We start from the raw sequence: 19062 nt of genomic DNA, 5'->3' as shown, positions 1-19062 counted from the left end.
TTACTCCTGGGTGGTGACGATTTCCGGAGCCGATTCGAAGGTGGCTTTAGATTTGGACTTGTCGCCCGACATTTGACTTAATCCCCTAGATCGGATTGCTCTGATGGCATCAAATTCAAAGGGTTCCCGCGGGAATGTGCTTCTATCCTGTCTGTTTCCGCGTAGCAGAAGTTGCCCCTGAGAGCCGAAAAACCCGAGATAGCCGAAGCCACGATTTGCTACAGGCGATTTCTCCAGGATTTCCTTGGCAGAAGCGGGTTCGTCATTTTCTTGTTGCGGGCTACCGTTTCCGAAAGCGGCCAAGTCGGACTCGTCTAAATCTTTTAAAAAATGATCTAGCGTTTCGGCGCTCAGTCCGCCTCGTGGAGTAATGATGGGATGGCCACGGAATAGAAAGATACCTATGCCGTCGGGCCCAATCGCACCTGACACTTGATGAAGGGCAGCCACCATCCTTGCTGGTGAAACGCCTTCCAGGCCGAAAGCTGTATCCTGAGATAGCAACGCCGCTGCTGCTATCCAGTGAGCTTCCATCAGCGCTGGGGCCTTCTCAGAAATGGCCGTAATCTCAGGCGCGTCCTCTTGATCCAGCTTTGGAAGCTTCAGAATCGCCTTGCTTGCGCCGGAAGTATCTTGAAGACCTCTGACTATCGCTAGTGACGTTGCGGGCTGTAACTCAAGACGGGCCAGGGCCACAGCGAGCGCCGGTCGGATTATGAACATCCGATTGGCAATGCGAGCGGTCATTGACTCACCGAAGCCAATGCGAAGCGCTGTCAACGTGGCATGAAGCGCTTTGGCATCAGCGGTGCTCAGCAATTCTATGAGCTGCCAGATTTCAGTGCCATCAAGCGGCGTCAGCTCGATCTCAAGGATTGCGCCGAGACGGTCAATTATATCTCCCCGTTCCCGGAGGGATTCAGGCGACGTGAAGTCCAATGGCTTTGGTGACTCTTCTAAACCCATCAGTGCCGCCGCCTCGAGCGGTTGGTTTTCCAAACGCTCTCGAAGTCGGTGATGTAATCGCAGCTGTTTGACTAATTCGCTTCGCTGCTTTTGGGTCTGACTTGTCTGAGCAAGTTTGCGCCGCAGCGCCGCGCTCTGACTATCAAGCGGTTGAGAGAGAAAAGCTCTCGCACTCGCGACGAATCGAACCGGTTCAGCATCAAGCGATTGCGCATCCTCAAGGGAGGGATTGACGAGCAGGGCGTCTACGTCGTCAACTGCGGCCTCGCCCCTGCGTGCGAAGGCTTTGGCTCGATGCTCTTCTTCCTCAACTCGGCTCGTAGCCGCGGCATAAAGATTCTGCCGCAATGGCGACGGGAGTATAGCCTTCAACGGTCCCGACATAATGGCGTTGACGGCCGTCCGGGGTGCTCGTTCAATCAGCGCCAACGCGGCAGCAAGCGCGATCTGCACCCTGCCACTGTTTAGGAAGCGTGCGGTTTCCGTGGCTGTTAGGCCCATACTCTCGGTGAGCGCCTCAAACTCACTCAGAATGCTGGCGAGCTCTTCTGGTGTTTCTCTACTTAAATCGCCTTGCTGCTTTAGGATGGCAGCGACTTGATCAAGCCTCGCGCTGATTCGGCTTCGAGAGATTGCCATTCTTGCTTGCGCGGACAAGGCTTCTCGGAGCCGCGACAGAGAGGGCAGTTCGACGCGCTCATTCTGATCGATGGCGCCGTCCTGTATATCGCTGACTTCCTGATCAAACGCCTCGAGCAGTCGCTCGACCGCGCCATTTGTGCGGCCTTCGGCTATATCGCGTCGAAGGCGATCGGTGAAGGAATTGCGTAATCTGCTGAGCACCTCTGCCATGAAGCCCGCCTGTTCGAGCCTTTCAATGGCATCTAACGTTCTGGCTTGCCGCTTTACATCAACATTGTTTAGTGGTGCCGATTTGAGAATTGGAAGGCGGCGGCTGTGCGTGCGCTCACCTCCACGTGCGGGGTCTCGGTTTGGTGGCGACGCTAAAGCTGCGCCGGCCCCCTTTATAGGGATCGACGGCATTGCTGAATTTCCTTTGATGGGTTGCATGGGATCGAACGCCTAACGTACGACCTTGGACTCCGCAAAGCGTACGAGGCGGCGAATCATGTGTTCATCGTTACCCAGGCCGCTCTGTTCCAGGAGGGTAATCGCTTCCGGGCTCACTTTGCGGAGTAGTTCACGGACCATTCCAATCCGCTTTTCAAAACCTTGATCACCCCACTCACCGCGCAAGCGCCGTTCAACAGACAGACGTTCTTGCTCTAGTTCTATGGCTGAGAGTTCTTGTTCCATACGCAAGTTATGGAGAGAGGAGATCGCTTTGGCTGTACCGATGGGTAACCCTACTTGATAAAACCACTCGCGGGCTTTCTTCTCCAGATTGGAGTCATGATGATCTCCAAAGGAAATCAGATACTCGTCGGGACTGCCTGGTGCTGCCGGTTCTGCAACAGGGTTCTCTTCTGGAGATTGGCCCATATCAGTTTTATTGGGGTCGCTTACGAGCTCGTGTTTCAAAAATGCCGGAGATTCCTCCTCAGACATCTCAGATTCCGTCGCTTCATTTTGGCTACGCTTCAAGCGTTGAGCCGTCTTATAGGCATCGAAGACTGCCCGCTCGTTGTCCTCGTCGCTATCAAACCGAAAGGTCATGAACCTAGTACTCCTTCTCAATATTCAGATAGGCGCGATCGTCGCCAACAACGCGGGCGCGAAACTTGAGCTCATGGGCAAGCTGGCCGCTATCCACGAAATGACTGCTGTCGAGCTTCAAACCGACTTGCAAAAACGCGAGCCGTAAGTGACGCAGAAGTGGATCGCCGTAAGCAGGGTGGCTAGCGCGAAGCCATCCAGGTTGCTCTGGAGTTACCTCGGCAAGCTTCCGGCCGAGCTCTTCTAATTTTCTGTAGCTTTTGGCGATTGCGGCAACGCCGCGTTCTATGTCACCGGCCAGAGATTCGCGTTGCTGTGCCAGGCGCCGAGCCTGTTTGAACTGTTGTTTTCTTTTGCTGAGCGCAGCCTGCTCGTCCTGCTCCCGTTCAAGGATTGCAGCGCCGTCAAGGGTCCTTTCGGCTAGTTGCTGCTGTTCTAAATTACTCCTGATGTCTTCGCGGAGCCGTGATAATGCAAGATTAAGTCCCTCCTGTGCTTCAACTGCTACCTTAGCCGCTAAGCGATTTTCTTCTTCACGGAGCAACCCCAAAGACCGCTGCAAGCTTTCCAGCGACTCTTGCTGTTCTTTGATAACTCTGGCCCAAGGTTCTAAGCCGTTGCTGGTTCTGCTTTTTGAGTTCATTTAGGCAATCCCATTATAGAATGTACGATTCACAAAGCGCCGGCGACACCGCTCCCGATCTGGAGAAAATCCCCGAGTAGACCTGCCCCGATCCCGCTTTTGGTTTGATTGGCGCGAAACAAGGCCTCTTGCGCACGCAATTCAGCGCCACGTGCGTTTATCTCTCCTTCAAATTCTTTCGTGAGCGCTTCTGTTTCAGCCGCCACCGCCAGGTCTTCGATAACGGCCAATGGTGTGCCGGCAAGCTGCAACCCACTACGCCCGATGCTAGATCGCTGTCTCGCCAACGCCCGGCGGCCTTGCTCTCGCTGTCCGACTGCAGCAAACCCAGCGGCCTCCCGTGCCAGGAAGGCATTTTGCTTCTCGATCTTGGCTTGATGTTCCTGAAAACCAGCCTGTGCGCTGGCCTGTTGGGCTTGGGAAATAGCACCTACTGCCGAACTGGCTGCGCTTAGACCCGCCGCTATTATCGGCACAATTTCTACCATTTACACCTCCTTGTATATGCGTGAATAGAGTGCGTAGTCTCGTCCTTCCGGCGAATAGGCACGCATCCTTGCCGCCTCCAGTTCAAAGCCAAGCGCGCGGATCCAACGGTGACCTTGTTGGAAGGAAACATCGACATTTGCTTCGATGCGGCGGATTGTCTGGCGGTCAAGGAAAGCCTGAACCGCACGATGTAGGGGTAGAAAGTGCCGTGGCCCCATCGCGCTGAGCAACGCCCATGCGAGTGCGCGATGGGGATGGCACATCACAATTCCCGCCGCCGCTTTTGGTGTTCCTTGGTGCAACGCCGTGAAGGATGGTCCCGCCTTTTCCAACAGCGCTCCATACTCTGGTGTGAAATAGGAAATCATGTAGCTTTGTGCCTCCTGAAGCTGCAGATGCTCCAGGTGCCAACTTTCAAACTCGACGATTTCCACGGACTATCTGTCCTGCGTGACGACCTGTGGGAAGATGGCAACGACTGTTGCAGGCAAGGGCAAGTGTTGCTGGAAATGCACGTGCCCCTCGGTTTCATACCCGCCCGGCCAAATCATAGCCTGGCTATCGCCTGTGAATGGTGTTGCCGGGCTGTTCATCGCGGTACTGGGGTTTCGATAGTTGCTGATTGGTACCGGGTCCAGAACTTCGGCGGATGGTCCAGCCTTCCCGCCACTCGTTTCGAATAACCGAAACACAACCTTGGTAATCCGTTTGGTCTTACCTTGAGCGGTTCCATCCGCCGCCCCCGCCTCAAGGCGTAAGGTTTCCAGTCGCGCGATACGCGGCAGCCCAGCTTGTATGACCGCATCGGTAATTGGGCGTTCGAGTTCGACGGTCCCGCCAGTCACTTGCCGTTGTGGATGGAGGGCGCCGTCAATCAATAGACTTACGGTCTGGCCCTCTAAATGGTCCAGTCCCCCCACCCAATTGACCGGCTCATTCGATTGAACGCGCAACGAACGCCCGCTATCGCTGAACAGTGCACCGGTAAGGTTGTTTCCGCCGGGCCAAGGTCGTCCCAGGACTTCGACGTGCCGGCGTAATTCTCCATTAATCGTGCGCCGGACCACCAGCCAGACTTCATCAAACGAGCCATCGACTGATGGGATAACCGCAACGCTCTCCACAACGGCGGGTTTGATCCCCTCGGCATCTGCGTGTCCGCCAAGAGTGTGGCGATGCCACCCCAGGACTTCCTGGTCCCGCAAATAGGTGAATCCCAGCAGCGCACCATCATTGCGCACTGCCCAAAGGACTGAGTCTGGCGATTGGCTGTAAGCCATGGCCTGAATGCCACTTTCTGTCACATGTTCGGCCAGAATCGTCATATCTGGCGCCTTGAAACCATCTGCTTCAAATACGAACGCCATTTCTCTCAGTTTTCGCCGATCACGCTGCAGGAACAGTGCAACATTCGCCACCATTTCTGGCGGTACCGGGGCACTGCCATATGTCGAGGTGCGCTTGGCCACAACGTTGGATGGAGACAGTGCCTCATTGAGATCGGAAGGGCGCATTACCCACTCCCCACCTGTTGTGCCGATCAAGAGCCCTTTGTCCGATGAGCGGAGCCAGAGAATTTCATTGATCTGCTCGGCACTCAATGTGAACGCAACGGCATGGTCGGCCAGGACAACGAGGTCGGGATCGCGATCAAGAAAGTTACCGTAGTCGCCGGTTCTTGATCCGTCGATGCGTTGTGGTAGAACCGGCACACCTCCAAAGAAAAGACGATCTTCAAAGAACGTCAGAGTAGAAGGATATCCGGTTGTCTTAGACCAAAGTCCCAGAGCCCAGTCGGTGCTGGCCTCTAGTTCCCCGACTAAAAACCCATCAGCGATATCAGGCCAAAGGCCAGTAACGGGCTTTCGAACGTCCGCGCCTTCTGAAAGGACCATGGTGTCTTCGGATACCTGCGCCAACAGAAAGGGGTCGCCGTGCTGCCCATAGCCATCGGGAACTTCGCCAATCGAAAGGCCTCTGGTGTTGTCGCCACCGTCAGGAGGTAGCGGTGGCGAAGGTTCTATCGGCAGATGAAGCGTCAACTTCATCCCACCTCGAAATCCCTTCTCTAGGAATTTATTGCTGCGGTCATAGAGGCGGTCACTATGTGGTTGATCGACGTTGTCCGGATTGCCTTCGACGAATTTCACTTTGCCGTCGGATAGATTGTAGAACGGCATCAATTCCTGGCGCCCATCCTCGAGTTTCTGGACGTCGCCGGTAACTGTTTGTGAGTCGACAACCTCAACAATTCTGACAAAGCCATCATGCAGGCGTATCAGGCGACCTTCATCGCCATTCAAAAATCCATTTCCGTTGTTAATGCCATCCTTGGAAGAAGCTGTAATTGTAACCCTACCGAAACGACCGTCAGCCAAGAGGGTTGTATCGCTGTTGTTGGACGGGAGGAAAGGACCCAAAACCGATACGTAGGGTTCAACGGACCAGCTTAGTCGACCAAACCGTTTTAGAAGTAATGGCTGGTGTTTTGCATGCGTGAAGTAAACCACGTCAGCGGACTGCACGAACTGTACACGTTCAAGTTCGCTTTCTTCAAATGGTAGCGGTACCTCAAGGGGCTTATTACCGGTAAAATCTACACTGCGGACCACGATTTCCTTCGTACCGACGGTTTCGAAGAGAATCTGCAACAAGGGTGGATATTGACCGCTATCAGGCTGTGGAATTTCAATGAGATGGCTACCGGGTGCCAGCACACGCCGAAGAAGCGAAACACCGTCGTCCGCATTCATGACTTGAAGTGCAAGGCGTGATTCCGGACCACCTTCTAACGCCACATCAAGCAGATGTAATCCCGAGGGATCCTTTGATTCGACCGTTTGAGAGACGGCTCCAACAGTCAGATCCCCGTCACTGGTTTTCCCGCCGAGCAACCTCAAGCCACCACCAGGTATAGCCTCGGCAACGGCGCCCTCCTCCAGCACAACCTCCCAACCATCCAGTCCGGAAGCAAAATCACCGTTGGACAATGTTGCGGCGGCAGCCGGCAGGTCTATTCTTGCGTAAGGGTTGTCTGGATCAACTGGCAGGGGACACAACGCCGGATTGTTGCAGTAAAACCGGAGCGCCGTCGCACTGAGTTCGAGCATCAAGGATTCATCGGCCGCAAATCGGAAGGGAATGAGCCGCGCTACTTGATTCGCCTTCGTTAAACCGACAAAGCGCGTACCAGGACGATGCGTTGCGGGGCCTTGCGGCCTAATAATAAAGTTTTCCATCAATCGCACCGCATTGCGGTACTTGGCAAGGTCTGCTCGCCCGTCAAGCTGCGGACCCCATTCGCCGGCGGTGAAATTGGTGAAGGCAAAAGATGCTTTTGGCATATCAGAACCTCGCGCGTATCCAGGGATCGCACTCGGCTTCTTCCGCTGGATTTTCCTGTGCATCGATACTTCGGGCCCTGATGAGCGCCAATTGGTACCCCTCACCCGCCGCTTGCCGTTTGCTGTTTGATTGCGTCAGTGCTTCTGCAAGTTCCAGAGCCAAGCGAGCGGCTAGTGCTTCTTGAAAGAGGCTATCGAATACATTCGGATCCTCCACGCGTCGGACGTAACTGATGCGCAATGCCCCCTCAAAATTGCTAAGAACGCGACGCCCTTCGATTCGCCACGGATAGTTGCCATCGACCCAAAGCACCCGGAGGCAATCGGTGGGTAGTTCGAATTGGGATTTAAAGCCCCAGACTGGCTTCTCCTCCAGTGCAGCCAGTTCTGCGCGTTGCACTGCGAAGTTCCACGGATGATCCCGCAAGACCGCATCTCTGGACACTTCATAAAGGCGCGCGCAGGCACGGGCGCGCTCGTTGTCATCAGACAGGGTGAGGATTGGGCGATCTCCAAGCTTAGTGAGGGCCCGATTGCAGATTTCCACCGGTGAGGTCATCGTTCCGCCTTTCCTGGACTAAGGGCGCCGTATTTTTGGCGTCAAACCGATTGTTCGGTCTCGGGGATGGGTGGCCAGGGTTGTTCGAGCAAGAGCTTCTTGAAATTCTCGAGCATCAGGAAAACGGCTTCACGCGTAAGGACCTCTGAATCAAGCTGTAGCTTGAGATCAAAATCCCCGGCATCAAAATCCTGAACAATTATACTGAAGTGAGGTGCTCCCTCGAAGATACGGTAGGTTAGGAGAGCCATGTTCAGAGCCTTTCTAGAATCACATCTAATGAAAAAAGGAGCGCCACCTGGGCGCTCCTTTCAGTGCATCAAGTCTTTTCCCGTCCGTTTGAATCAGAGACAGGGAACCTCAACCACACGGCCTTCTTCCAGCCGGGTCGCGCCAAAACTACCTTTGGCATAAACCTGTGTGGCATAGGATTTATCGTCGCGCTCGGTGATCCGAGTCTCGATATCGTTCCAGACACCAAGATGCATACCTGTGCGCGACCACGCGGCGCAGCGGCGATGGCCGCTGGCATTAACTGGAAGACGTTCGGTATGAATGAAATGAAAGCCCATAAAATGGCTGATATGGCCATCGACCAACACTGGCTTGCTATTGAAATCCGTCGAAGCTACCTGAACTTCATTCAGTAGTTCATCATGCTGTTGGGCCGTCATTGCCAGGTACAGTTTTTCATTCTCGACATCAACCTCATTCGCCATTAGCAGCCGCCTTGCGGCTCGTAGCTTGGCCACATTCATGCCTGTTGCGCTGGCTGCACCGATCTTCACGTCAAGGGCCTGCGACGAAGGAAAAGTCACGTCCACATCACCGTCTTCGCCGGTTTTTGACGTCGCGAAGAATGCGCTGATGATTTCATCATCCATAGCACGCCCAAGCGCCATTGCACCGTTGATGGCGTAGGCAGACTGAAAGTCACCAATCGTTTTTAACTTATCCTGATCGTCGATCAGATCGGCCCATTCATAATCCTTTGGGAAAACCCACCGCGATTCATGCGGCGTTTCCACCAAAGGTGTGTTGCCATGACGCTGGGTCCTAAGCTGGGCGCTCACCTGACCAAGCTGCGTGGCAACGCGGCCGGTCTTGCCCCGATAGGAATCGGTCGTCACTGCTTTGCGAAGCTTACTTCCCCTCTGCTGGAGTAGAAACTGGACTGCATCCTTGTAGTCTTGCACAAAGGATTTATTTACTTGGTTCGACATCTGTCCTTGTTCTCCTACCTCGTCGAATTGCTTTTTTGATACTTAGAATCGGAGGATTGCCCAGGTACCTGGAGACATGGCATGGGAACGAGTGAACGAGCGTTCACTGCGCGCTATTTCGCGTTTGTTCAGGTTGGATCACTCCTAAGGCTTTGAGGGGCAGCCATCAGGCCCGCGGTCTTTCCCGCCGTCAGGCCGGTTTCCCGTGGATCAGGAATTCTCCGACAGAGTTCGTGAAAGGGTTATCCAACGGCTAGAAACCGTATCGGTTTTACTTTGATCAAATAGCCGATGGCTTTGTGTTTGCTCGTTTTCACAGCTCGGCTTTGACGGCAAGGATTATGACCTTGGCATCCTCCGCCTGTACCGTAGCTGCAGATTTCTCCCATTAAGATCACTCCTCCGGATAGGCATGGCGATAGAGCTTCCTGCGAAGGTCCCGGTATTCGGTGTGACGCGGGTGATCACGGTCCAGCAACGCCTCCGTTGCTTGGGTGTCACGATGCAGTGAGTCCAATTGAGCCCTTGCCTCTGCGGGATCAGGCTTGAATCCCGGCTTGCCACTACCTTCAACGCGATCCTCACTGATGGCTTCGCCAACAGCGGAGAAAAACTTTAGCGCTGATTTAGATCCCATCAGGGTCTCAAGGTGACTAACAACCTCTCCATCAGCGAACCGGTGAACAGCTCTCATGGCAGCGCGATGTTTTTGCTCAAACACGCTCCCCCATTCCTGACGCATCTCGTGGTCGAGTAGTTTTTGGGCCTCTTCCTGGCTGATTGCCTGCTCTTGGCCACGTGCTTGAACCATTTCTTCCCAAGCGGACTTCAAACGTACGGCTTGCTTTTCGCTAAGGCCGATCTGATGAGCGGTGTTCCGAAACCACATCTCTGTGTGGGGGTCTATTTTAACTGTCGTTTCGGCGTTTAGTTTGTATTCCTCCGGCGTAGCTGGTCGTCCTAACCGGTCGTAAAGTTGCTCCCAGGAAGCCTCGTCTTCTCCTTTCGGGACTGCAATCCTTTCAGCTCCAATGAGCTTTTGGGCGGCCACATAGGATTTTGCTAGCGCAGCCACATCCTTGAACCGCGATAGACATGGTTCATCCCTGATGTTCTCTGGAACTCCGTTTCGCCAGTTATCGCCACTGGCGGGAGACCGCTCTAAAAGGCTCTCTTCAATGTCAGAAGAATCTACACCATTGTCTACCGGGTTTCTGGCGCTATCCGTCATGTTCCTGCCCTTCAATGGTTTCAACCATCCTGTAGATATCCTCTTCGCTGGCTTCGCAATGGCTGAGGATCCGATTGAGAACTTCCAATCGCCCCACATTTCTAAGAGTCTCCGCTTGGCTTGCCGCAAAGGGAGTGTCGGTTGCTCTGCAAAAACGACGAAGGTCCGCCAGCACCTGTCGAGCGTTTCGGGTGTAGCTGCCGCCCTCCGTCAAGAACAGTGCCCGATAGGATCTGCGCCTACGGAAAAGCAATTGCGCCAGAACATTCGACAGATCAGGCATTTGAACCTCCCTGAAGGCGAGAGATTTTCTCCAAAGCCGACGCAGTGCCTGGCGCCGCGGTTACCACTTCTTGTAGCTCTGTGGCTTGCTTGCGCTGCGCGCGCAGCGATTCACGCGATTCGACAGACCGAATGACCTTTGCGGATACACCGTTGGCCTCGGCAATAACCCGGCTAATCTCATCGCCGTCAAAGTTGTCCATGATATCTGGCGCAAACTGCACCATGGGTAGCAACGCCTCCGCGGTTCTGGCAATTGCCACTCCTTCTTCCGCCCGCTGTGCCCTGCTCAAGGGGCCATCATACTCAATGCGGTACTCGCCTTGCGCTTCGATCAGCGCAGGCGGCAGTGGGGGAAGTTTGCCGGTGCGCTGAAGTATTGCGAGCTCTCGCTCGATCATGGGACCCAGCGCTTCCGACTGTTGGCGTCCAACAGCAGGCCCCAGAAGCGCCCCTTTTTCCTGTGCACGTTGGAGAACTTCCGTTGCCGTCATTCTTGGTGCATCGACCAGTATCTGAAACAGCGTCACCAGGAAGGCGTCGTTTATCACACCCCGCTTTTGTTCGGTCATTTGCAAGCTAAACTGAGGTTGAGAACCGGTCGTGAGAGGGTGAACCAGCTGCCGTCCCTGGCCATCAACGCCGCCAAGTTTTAGTGCCCCGGGCCGCAGGCTAAAGCGGCTGAGAAGGTTGTCGTCATGGAGCAGCAATGGAGGATCCACTAGCCGGTGAGCGGCCCGCGCATTCGTCTTCTCCATTTCATTCAACATCTTGATATCAGGTAGGGCGAGCATCGCTGGCGACCGGCCGTATGTCTCACGTGGAGCTGTCACGTATCGGCTCACCATGAATGGGAATTCCTCAAATCCTCCCTCCGAGACAATGTGTTGCGGCTCACGAAGCAGCACTACGCTCGCAAAAGGCATATGCAGTTTGTCCTGCCGCTTGGGATCACGTTCTTCTCGAGGATAAACGGCATGTAAGAACGTGAAACGCCGGTCTGGGTCCATTTCCGCCGAACGCAACAAACTTTCTGGAAGATGCGAATCCTGCCACCGTTGCCGCGCTTGCCGCGCCGTCATTTCAAAATTACGGAACAGCGTATCCACGCGACCTTGGTGGTTTTCGGCAATCAAACATTCTCCAAGATGCAAAGCGCGGTAAGAAAGGCCGCCGCCCAATCCCTCTTCGACGTTGAGTACACCTGTGCCGAATGCGCCCAGGCTCATATAAACTTCGTGCTGCTGGCTTGCATAGTTTGCGCTTGGGCTGTAGCGCTCCCGGAATAGGGTATCTGCGGCTTGGTCGTACCAACGGCGAACGCTGGGGTTTCGATTTAAAGAGTCGTCATTTGCTTGAAGTCTATGCCATCGGGCACCTCGTGGTGTCAGCATCGCCTCCATCGCGGCGGCAAATCTCTCCAATGCAAGCGGTGCCGTAGCGTCAAGGATCTTTTCAGTTCTCTTAGTTCCGGGTGATCGACGGATGCTGAAGTCCGCTTGTCTGGGAAGCACACGTTCGGCGATTTCCTGCCAAAGGCTCTCCCAATTTTCTCTCTCCGCGGCCAAAATATCATGGCGCGCTATGAGGGCTTGTGCCGTCACTGCCATCTTCGCTTCCTTCTTTGTGTCTTACTGGTGCCGGGTTGATCGGCAGAGAAATGGCCGCGTTCCGGTTGGAAGCGGCCTTGTGTCTCGATTTTTGTTTTTTATGTGCGCCTGGCGGCAGATACAGGCGACCGCTTACTACTGTCCCAGGAGGTCCTTGCCGTTCCCGCCCCCTGTTACGCCCAGGCCGCTCGTCAGAATAGTGCTTTGGCGTCCGCCAGCAAGGAGTCTGCGACGGCGTTCATCCGACCCCGCCTGCCGTGCTTCTTCATTGGTGCGTACCGGCGGGGCTGGTGGTAGTGGCGGCGTCGGCGGAGTCTTTGGCTTCGAGAAAAGGCCGGACATTATATGATCCTTTCATTCTGCTTCAGTCTGAGAAAACACGTTCATCGATTTCCGCAGTTCTTGCGGCGCTAAAACGTGGCTTGAACTTGCGGACTGGTTCGGCATGGGTAAGCGCGGCGGCATCCCCGGCGTCGGGTGAGAACCCAAGGCGCGATTTGATTTTATCTTTTCCTTCAAGGAGAAGACGTCCCGATGAATCAAAGCGATGGCCGGGTGCACAGATATGCCGATGCAATTCCTCGTCATCGGCAAGATCACAGCCCCCGGGCTCATTGAGGTGGTCGCGCAGCCGCCCCCAAATTTCAGCGCGCTTGTTTGCGTACACCGAATCATCATTGGCCCGGCCTGCGAACTCGACACCAAGCACAACGTCACCAAATCCCAGTTCACAGAGGCGATCTACAACCGCTGAGCCATAACCACCTGTTGCATCGATGAAGACTCGATCCGGTTGGATCCGCTCAATCTGCCGAGCAACTATACCGGCTATTTGCATCAGATCCCGGCTATCGATTCTTTGATTTATCCGATGTCCATAACGCCGACCGTGTCGATCTATGACTCGGGTGAAATCACCACCGCCCCTGGCAACGTCCACCCCAAGCACTAAGGGAACCACTGGGCCCGGTTCCGGAAGCTGTGCCAAACGTGCCTTCTCAACGATTTCGGAGGATATGAAAGACGCCCCGCTATCGCTCTGGAACGCTTCTTGGATTGAACCCGGATATTCCTGTTTGAATTTCCAGCAGAAGGTCTCCGGCGAGGTTCGGGTTGCCATTGCGAGTTCTGCATTCTTGCAGTAGGCCCAATAAATCTGATCTGGTGACAGTTGATGGCGTTGCCCATAGCTTTCGAAAGCCGTTGGCGGTCGCCAATTCTTCGGTGGCACCCGACGATAGAAAGGATCGAGATACCAGGGCAAGAACACCAACTCATAGTCGCCAAGGCCCTTCTCGGCCGATCGGCAAAGATCATAGAACAAGCCCCCACTGCCGTTTGCAGTGCTTTCCAGCCAAATCTCAGAGTCATTGACTTCAGGAACAGCCTGTAGGGCGCCTGCCATGTGCTCCTCTGCGTTGGGCCAGAACGCAACTTCGGAACCATGGAAGTACTGGATGGTGTCCGAGCGCCCTACTCCAGGCGCTTTGGCCGTCGCAACCCGATATCCGCTATCTAGGTCCTTAAAAACCAGTTCATGAAGGTTTGAAGCCCCGGTGCGGGGACGAACCGGCCGTGGGCAACTTGCATGAAACCGTTTTGCCATCGTGAACAGGTTTTGAGTTGCCTGATCGCGATGAGTGAGGATAAAAGCTCTGACACCGCGACGATGGCTTGTTTTCCAGTAAAGCCGCGCTTCTATATAGGTGGACACACCCATCTGGCGCCCTTTCAAGACAAGGAGCCGGACACGTCCGATACGTCCCAATTGCGCCTCAGCGTGTTTATGTAGAAGTTGTTGGGCCCGGTTGAACTGCAATTCCGTCGCGCCACCGGCTTTGGTTCTAATTTTCAAGCAACGCCTGGCGTAATGTAAAAGATCATCGCGCAGCCGCCGTCGAATGATCGCTTCCTTAGAGTCCAATCCTGCGCTCATGAAAGTTCATCCAGAGCTTCCTCATGAGATAGCGAAAGCTGGCCACTGTGATCGAGACTGGCCAAACGAGGGTGGATGTAAGGCGCGGCTGCCTTAGCCATATCATCTCGCCGTTTCACGTCGGCTCCTTCGTCCGATAGTACCGACAGCATGTAGCCGAGCGGTGTTACACCTTTAGTACTGATAACAGTCGTTCTCTTGCCCCTGTCCATGTGTCTGGTAGGGCTATCGGTATTTTTTGATTTGGTCATTTCCGGTCCCATCGGTTTATGCGCACAAAGGCGATTTCTCGCTGGGCATTTCAGCCGCAATCTTCGTGTTTACGCGCCGGCTTGCTATGGATATACCGAGCCACACAAAGCAGACAGATCGCCAAATCCCTGTCCCGCCCTGGAATCGAGTCCGTTGCGATTATCGATGTAGGGGTGTCTGGAGCGGCACAATCCGGAGGTGCTTAGGATAAAACGCCTAGAGGCGATAATTATTTTCCGGACACTCTTCGCCGTGCCTTGTAAAGTACTATAGGTTATCTAGATTGTCAACCAGTTTTGTTGCTTCATGGTAAAAATCTTGTAATGCATGACGTAGAATGACCAAGGAGCCACCTTTCACTAGACCATACCGGCGATCAATCTGGCTGGCGGACGCCCCATCAAAGATAAAACTTTCGACGATCTCCAGCTTGGTAATTTTTGCAAGATTGCTTCTGATTGCTGGTGTTTCCTGGAGCAGACGAATCCAGGGTAGCCACACCTTCAGCGCAATGACGGAGTCTCTTCCTTCGAGCCGCTCTAAGGGTTGCAGATAGGATTTTCGAACCTTTCCTGTCAGCAACCGCGAAGGATCCACCGAAGCACCGGCCATTCCTTTCCTTACCTTGAACCAAATGGGCACGAGACAATCGATTGCTTTGGCCTCCTCTTCACTTGCCTGCCCTGACATCCGCCACATCGCAAGCCAATCCCGCCGAAGCTTGGACCTTGTTTGTGGCGTGGGCATGTCGCCAGACCCCCACGGTTGCTGCGATATTGGGCTTTTGAGCAATCGCTTCGCTTGCCTTTCGGTTGCTCCCAAAATTTTATGAAATTGATCCATCCCGACCTTGGTACTAGCGGCCCCAGCTATCACTTCACTGTTCGCCAAAACGCGCGCACGACATCGCTTACGAAGCTCTCTTAGTTCTTTTTGCACACCAGGAAGGTTCAGTAGCAGGGCCACGTTAGCGATAGCCAGCAAACTCCCAATATCCTCGGCGTAGTATCTGACGTAAGGCTCCAAGGAGCAGTCACCTATCTCCGTGTCATATAAGAGTGGCTTGGACATCAAATGCCCCCCAGTGCCTGTGACGCCGTTGTCGCCATAGAGCCTTCAGGCAACGGTGAGACGGTCTTATTCATTGATTTGAGTGGCTCAAAAACACGGCTTAGATGGGTTTTGCACCACGCCGTGCCTTCGGTCGCAGGCGCACCGCATTTGCAGGTATCGCTCCAATGCGGGTCCCCATCAATCCACTGGCAAGTTGCTATGAATGGTTCGCTGTCTAAAGCAGCAGCGCGTTCTGCAGGTGCCGGCAGCACAAGTGTGTTTTGCACGACACTAAGTAGATGCCCGACATCAAAAGCAAATCCGGCATCCACTAACAAACCGGCGTATATTTCGGTACCAGACACGAATGTGAGGCCCAGATTCTTGAATTCATGCATAGGGCGCTAATCCCTTATCCTAGTTTTATAGCAATTGTTGGCCGATATAATAAAAGAAACTTGTTGTTTGTTAACTATGTTTTTTGTAAAGATTTTCATCAGGTAACGTTGTAGGAAAGAAGCCATGACAAAACTTGCTGAAATCGTTCGCCAGCGCCGGCGCGAGATCGGTCTATCCCAGCCGCAACTGGCCCGGCGCGTCGGCGTCTCCGCCCAAGCTGTCCAGCAAATGGAAGCTGGGGAGGTTCGTCGCCCCCGCTATCTCGTGGAACTAGCAAATGCTTTAGGTTTAGAACCTGTTGCGTTGCATGAGGGTCGCAGAGTGGTGATGGGGCCTGGCACCGATTCAGACACGCCGCTCATGTCGCCTCACCGTGGCGAATTAGGCGGTTTGTCGGAGGCGCCACGTGGTAACGCTGCTTTCCCGCAAGCAATGGGTGGCGGCGGCAGAGATCTTCCTGTCTACGCAAGCGCCCAGGGCGGTCCTGACGGTATGATGGTGAGTTACGATCCTATCGAATGGATTGAACGCCCTGCACCACTTGCCGGTGTGCCGAGCGCATTTGCGATGTATGTGGTTAATGATTCGATGGAGCCGCGCTACCGGCAAGGCGACCTTCTTCTAATTCATCCGCAAAGACCGGTTCGCCGAGGTGCGGATGTGCTTTTGGTCATGCTATCTGATATCGATGATCATGAAGCTTACATAAAGGAACTGGTTTCCGTCACAGTAGATAACGTGACTCTTCGCCAACTGAATCCGGATAAAACATTTTCGGTGCCACGCGATAGAGTTGCTGGCCTGCATCTTGTCGTTGGTGCTTACTACGGTTATTAGCCCGTAGTAGAAGCAGTCTTGCATTGCCGGCTGTTTTAAGCACTATGTCGCGTATAAATTGACTATTACTCTTCCCCACCGGAGGTTTGCCCGTGTCCCGGATTGTGTATGTAAACGGTGAGTTCTTACCCGAGGAATCCGCGACAGTTTCGATTTTCGATCGAGGTTTTCTTTTTGCCGACGGCGTTTATGAAGTCAGCCCGGTCTTGAAAGGCCAAATGTTTGACAACGACGGGCATTTGGTGCGGTTGCAGCGATCTCTTTCCGAATTGCGTATCTCTTTGCCGATGCCTGTTGACGAGATTGTGGCTATCCAGAACGAACTGATCGAAAGGAACCGGCTCCAGGAAGGCATGATCTACCTTCAAGTGACACGCGGAGCCGCTGACCGGGATTTTGCGTTTCCGAAAGACGCAAAGCCGAGCATCGTCCTATTCACTCAAACGCTTAGCATCCTCGATAGCCCGAAGGCGAAGAAAGGTCTCTCGGTTATAACTGTGCCAGACATTCGTTGGAGCCGCAGAGATATCAAGACGGTCGGTCTGCTGGCCCAATCCCTTGCTAAGCAAGCCGCACTTGATGAAGGCGCCGATGATGCCTGGATGGTGCAAGACGGATTTGTAACCGAGGGCTCGTCCAACAATGCCTTCATCGTTACGCAAGACGGGAAAATCATTACGCGGAATCTCAGTAATGACATTCTTCACGGCATAACCCGCAAAGCTGTGTTAGCGCTAGTCGAACGTGAGGGTTTGTTGCTTGAAGAGCGCGCCTTTACCCCAGAAGAGGCCTACGAAGCTGCTGAAGCTTTTTCAACCAGCGCGACAGGATTCGTTATGCCGGTGGTTAAGATTGATGGCAGGATTCTGCACAATGGCGCCCCAGGTCCCGTCTCTGTTCGCCTGCGCGGTCTTTACATCGAAGCCGCAATGGCACTGATTGACGCGGCTTAGTTGTTGCGAGGCTGTCGCCCTACCTTTTCCGCTATAACGGCAGGAACTTGTCGCCAGGAGACGAGCAAGCCCTCGCATCCTGTAGCAGGTTAGGGTCATGTTTATTCCATTTTGGTAGAATTTCGTGGCGCTTCACGTACGACACCCCGATTGGATCCACGCCCTTGGCCAAGCGGGAGCAAAATCCTTTGCGTTGATTTTCGCGCTTGAGTCGCTAAATCGGGCGCTGCTTTCCACCATCCTGCCCTTGCAGGTGCTCAAGGTGACCGGTAGCGCCACGGACCTTTCCTATCTGTATTTGGTTGTTGGACTTAGCGGTCTGGTGGCCAACCTTTGCATCGTTTCACTAATCCGCTTCATTTCTAGACGGGGTGCCTACACCATCGGGTTAATTTGCCTTGCGGCCGCGCCGCTTCTGATCGGTACCAGTATGTTCACCGGCGTCAGTTTTGGCATGTTCATTCGTATATTTGGCACTGCCTGCGGCGCGATTTGCCTAAACCTCTATGTATTGGATCACATAAAGGGGCGGGCTTTGAATGAGATGGAACCGATCCGGTTGTTGTTCAGTGCCGCAGCCTGGACGCTTGGGCCATGGTTGGGGGTGTACCTCTGGTCCATAATGGAATGGCTTCCATTCATCTTGAGCAGTATCGCCGCGCTGATTCAACTCGCCTACTTCTGGTATTTGAGACTACGCGAAGGGAGCGTGATCGTGCCGGCGCGGCAAAAGCCGGAAACTCCCTTTGGCAGCATCATTCCCTTCATCCGGAGAAAGCCCTTGCGACGCGCGTGGCTTATAGCGCTCGGCCGTTCGGTTTGGTGGGTCTCCTTTTTCACTTATCTACCGGTTTTCGGCGTCGAATCCGGACTCTCTCCGGAAACATGCGCGCTTCTGGTATCGGCGGCAAATGGCCTTCTTTTTCTTGTTCCGGTGCTCAAACGCGTTGGTAATTATCTTGGCATACGCCGCGCACTGATTCTGGCCTATGCGTTCACCGGCATCATCAATATTGCAGCTGGCGTCGCGGCCTGGTTCTCGCCCTTCTCGGCTATGGCGCTATTGTTGTTCTGCGCCTTGTTCGTAGTGTTGCTTGATATCTATGGAAACCTGACATTCCTTCGCATGGTGAAGCCACTCGAGCGGACACGCATGACGCCCATATTCATAACCTATCGTGATGTCTCCGATATCGTAGCACCAGCGGCAGCAGGCTTGGTTTTGATTGCCCTACCCTTGCCTGCTTACTTCGTCCTGCTTGGACTCTACACTCTGGGCATGACTCAGATCGTACGGAACCTGCCGCGGCGCTTTTAGATCAGCCGGGGAAAGAGAACGGCACAGACCTAGCGTACGTTGTTGAGTTCGATCTCCAGGTCAACAATCTTATCGTGGTCGCTGTTGCACTGATCTGCCTGATTCTTGAAACGTCTCTCAAGCTCACGCAAGCGAACCAAGGCATCGGTCGTCCTGTTGCGGCTAAGAGCGCTGTGGATCGCATAGAAGATGATGTGGCCAAAAGCCACGATCAATGCAACCAAGCCTAAATCGAATTTCATCTTTCCCTCCCACTCACGTCTAGTGCTTCTTTATTGTTCGTTTGATTA

Annotated in this window: 21 protein-coding genes; 3 read left to right on the top strand and 18 right to left on the bottom strand. The window is 54.1% G+C overall.

Annotated elements, in window-relative coordinates; all coding sequences use genetic code 11:
* From ABIE63_RS12515 to ABIE63_RS12435, 17 genes are all read right to left on the bottom strand, one after another.
* The gene (locus ABIE63_RS12515) at positions 1 to 2010 is read right to left on the bottom strand and encodes a hypothetical protein (RefSeq protein WP_354504826.1); all 2010 of its coding nucleotides are present in this window, start codon (positions 2008 to 2010) and stop codon (positions 1 to 3) included.
* Positions 2011 to 2049: 39 nt separating this feature from the next.
* Positions 2050 to 2643 carry a hypothetical protein gene (locus ABIE63_RS12510; protein ID WP_354504825.1) on the bottom strand — a complete coding sequence of 198 codons (594 nt, stop codon included), beginning with the start codon at positions 2641 to 2643 and terminating at the stop codon, positions 2050 to 2052.
* Positions 2644 to 2647: 4 nt separating this feature from the next.
* A complete protein-coding gene (locus ABIE63_RS12505) occupies positions 2648 to 3286 on the bottom strand; it encodes a hypothetical protein (RefSeq protein WP_354504823.1) in 639 nt (212 codons plus the stop codon).
* 29 nt (positions 3287 to 3315) lie between these two features.
* Positions 3316 to 3774: a hypothetical protein gene (locus tag ABIE63_RS12500; protein WP_354504821.1), complete on the bottom strand. Its 459-nt coding sequence runs from the start codon at positions 3772 to 3774 to the stop codon at positions 3316 to 3318.
* Positions 3775 to 4209: a hypothetical protein gene (locus ABIE63_RS12495; protein WP_354504820.1), complete on the bottom strand. Its 435-nt coding sequence runs from the start codon at positions 4207 to 4209 to the stop codon at positions 3775 to 3777.
* A 3-nt stretch (positions 4210 to 4212) separates the two neighbouring features.
* Positions 4213 to 7119, bottom strand: coding sequence for a hypothetical protein (locus tag ABIE63_RS12490; protein WP_354504818.1), 2907 nt, complete (start codon positions 7117 to 7119; stop codon positions 4213 to 4215).
* A gap of 1 nt (position 7120) precedes the next feature.
* Entirely contained in the window at positions 7121 to 7678 is a 558-nt protein-coding gene (locus tag ABIE63_RS12485; RefSeq protein WP_183416405.1) for a hypothetical protein, read from the bottom strand.
* Positions 7679 to 7719: 41 nt separating this feature from the next.
* Positions 7720 to 7929 carry a hypothetical protein gene (locus ABIE63_RS12480; protein ID WP_354504816.1) on the bottom strand — a complete coding sequence of 70 codons (210 nt, stop codon included), beginning with the start codon at positions 7927 to 7929 and terminating at the stop codon, positions 7720 to 7722.
* 93 nt (positions 7930 to 8022) lie between these two features.
* Complete coding sequence (locus ABIE63_RS12475) at positions 8023 to 8901, bottom strand: phage capsid protein (RefSeq protein ID WP_183416403.1); 879 nt, start codon at positions 8899 to 8901, stop codon at positions 8023 to 8025.
* Positions 8902 to 9295: 394 nt separating this feature from the next.
* Positions 9296 to 10132 (bottom strand): hypothetical protein, encoded by an 837-nt coding sequence (locus ABIE63_RS12470; RefSeq protein ID WP_354504814.1) that lies wholly within the window; start codon positions 10130 to 10132, stop codon positions 9296 to 9298.
* On the bottom strand, positions 10122 to 10415 hold the full coding sequence (locus tag ABIE63_RS12465; RefSeq protein ID WP_183416401.1) for a hypothetical protein: 294 nt from the start codon (positions 10413 to 10415) through the stop codon (positions 10122 to 10124). Before ABIE63_RS12465 ends, ABIE63_RS12470 begins: the two co-directional genes overlap by 11 nt.
* The gene (locus ABIE63_RS12460; RefSeq protein WP_354504812.1) at positions 10408 to 12024 is read right to left on the bottom strand and encodes a portal protein; all 1617 of its coding nucleotides are present in this window, start codon (positions 12022 to 12024) and stop codon (positions 10408 to 10410) included. Before ABIE63_RS12460 ends, ABIE63_RS12465 begins: the two co-directional genes overlap by 8 nt.
* A 135-nt stretch (positions 12025 to 12159) precedes the next feature.
* Positions 12160 to 12366, bottom strand: a complete 207-nt coding sequence (locus ABIE63_RS12455; protein ID WP_183416399.1) for a hypothetical protein — start codon at positions 12364 to 12366, stop codon at positions 12160 to 12162.
* Between the two features lie 22 nt (positions 12367 to 12388).
* A complete protein-coding gene (locus ABIE63_RS12450) occupies positions 12389 to 13960 on the bottom strand; it encodes a hypothetical protein (RefSeq protein ID WP_354504810.1) in 1572 nt (523 codons plus the stop codon).
* Positions 13957 to 14079 (bottom strand): hypothetical protein, encoded by a 123-nt coding sequence (locus ABIE63_RS12445; RefSeq protein WP_354504808.1) that lies wholly within the window; start codon positions 14077 to 14079, stop codon positions 13957 to 13959. Before ABIE63_RS12445 ends, ABIE63_RS12450 begins: the two co-directional genes overlap by 4 nt.
* A 400-nt stretch (positions 14080 to 14479) precedes the next feature.
* On the bottom strand, positions 14480 to 15283 hold the full coding sequence (locus tag ABIE63_RS12440; RefSeq protein WP_354504806.1) for a hypothetical protein: 804 nt from the start codon (positions 15281 to 15283) through the stop codon (positions 14480 to 14482).
* On the bottom strand, positions 15283 to 15663 hold the full coding sequence (locus ABIE63_RS12435; protein ID WP_354504804.1) for a hypothetical protein: 381 nt from the start codon (positions 15661 to 15663) through the stop codon (positions 15283 to 15285). Before ABIE63_RS12435 ends, ABIE63_RS12440 begins: the two co-directional genes overlap by 1 nt.
* Before the next feature lie 124 nt (positions 15664 to 15787).
* On the opposite strand from ABIE63_RS12435, the gene ABIE63_RS12430 reads away from it, so the two are divergent.
* The 3 genes from ABIE63_RS12430 to ABIE63_RS12420 all read left to right on the top strand — a co-directional run bounded on the left by ABIE63_RS12430 (position 15788) and on the right by ABIE63_RS12420 (position 18772).
* Positions 15788 to 16501 (top strand): S24 family peptidase, encoded by a 714-nt coding sequence (locus ABIE63_RS12430; RefSeq protein ID WP_354504803.1) that lies wholly within the window; start codon positions 15788 to 15790, stop codon positions 16499 to 16501.
* Between the two features lie 92 nt (positions 16502 to 16593).
* Complete coding sequence (locus tag ABIE63_RS12425; protein ID WP_183416393.1) at positions 16594 to 17454, top strand: D-amino-acid transaminase; 861 nt, start codon at positions 16594 to 16596, stop codon at positions 17452 to 17454.
* A gap of 124 nt (positions 17455 to 17578) precedes the next feature.
* Complete coding sequence (locus ABIE63_RS12420) at positions 17579 to 18772, top strand: MFS transporter (protein WP_354504801.1); 1194 nt, start codon at positions 17579 to 17581, stop codon at positions 18770 to 18772.
* Positions 18773 to 18801: 29 nt separating this feature from the next.
* Here the strand turns inward: ABIE63_RS12420 and ABIE63_RS12415 are convergent, their stop codons facing one another.
* Positions 18802 to 19014 carry a hypothetical protein gene (locus ABIE63_RS12415; RefSeq protein WP_183416391.1) on the bottom strand — a complete coding sequence of 71 codons (213 nt, stop codon included), beginning with the start codon at positions 19012 to 19014 and terminating at the stop codon, positions 18802 to 18804.
* Positions 19015 to 19062: the final 48 nt, after the last annotated feature.

The sequence above is a fragment of the Limibacillus sp. MBR-115 genome (assembly GCF_040549425.1).
Lineage (GTDB): Bacteria > Pseudomonadota > Alphaproteobacteria > Kiloniellales > CECT-8803 > Limibacillus > Limibacillus halophilus.
The sequence above is the reverse complement of the archived record's forward strand: the minus strand, read 5'-3'. Positions and strand labels throughout refer to the sequence as shown.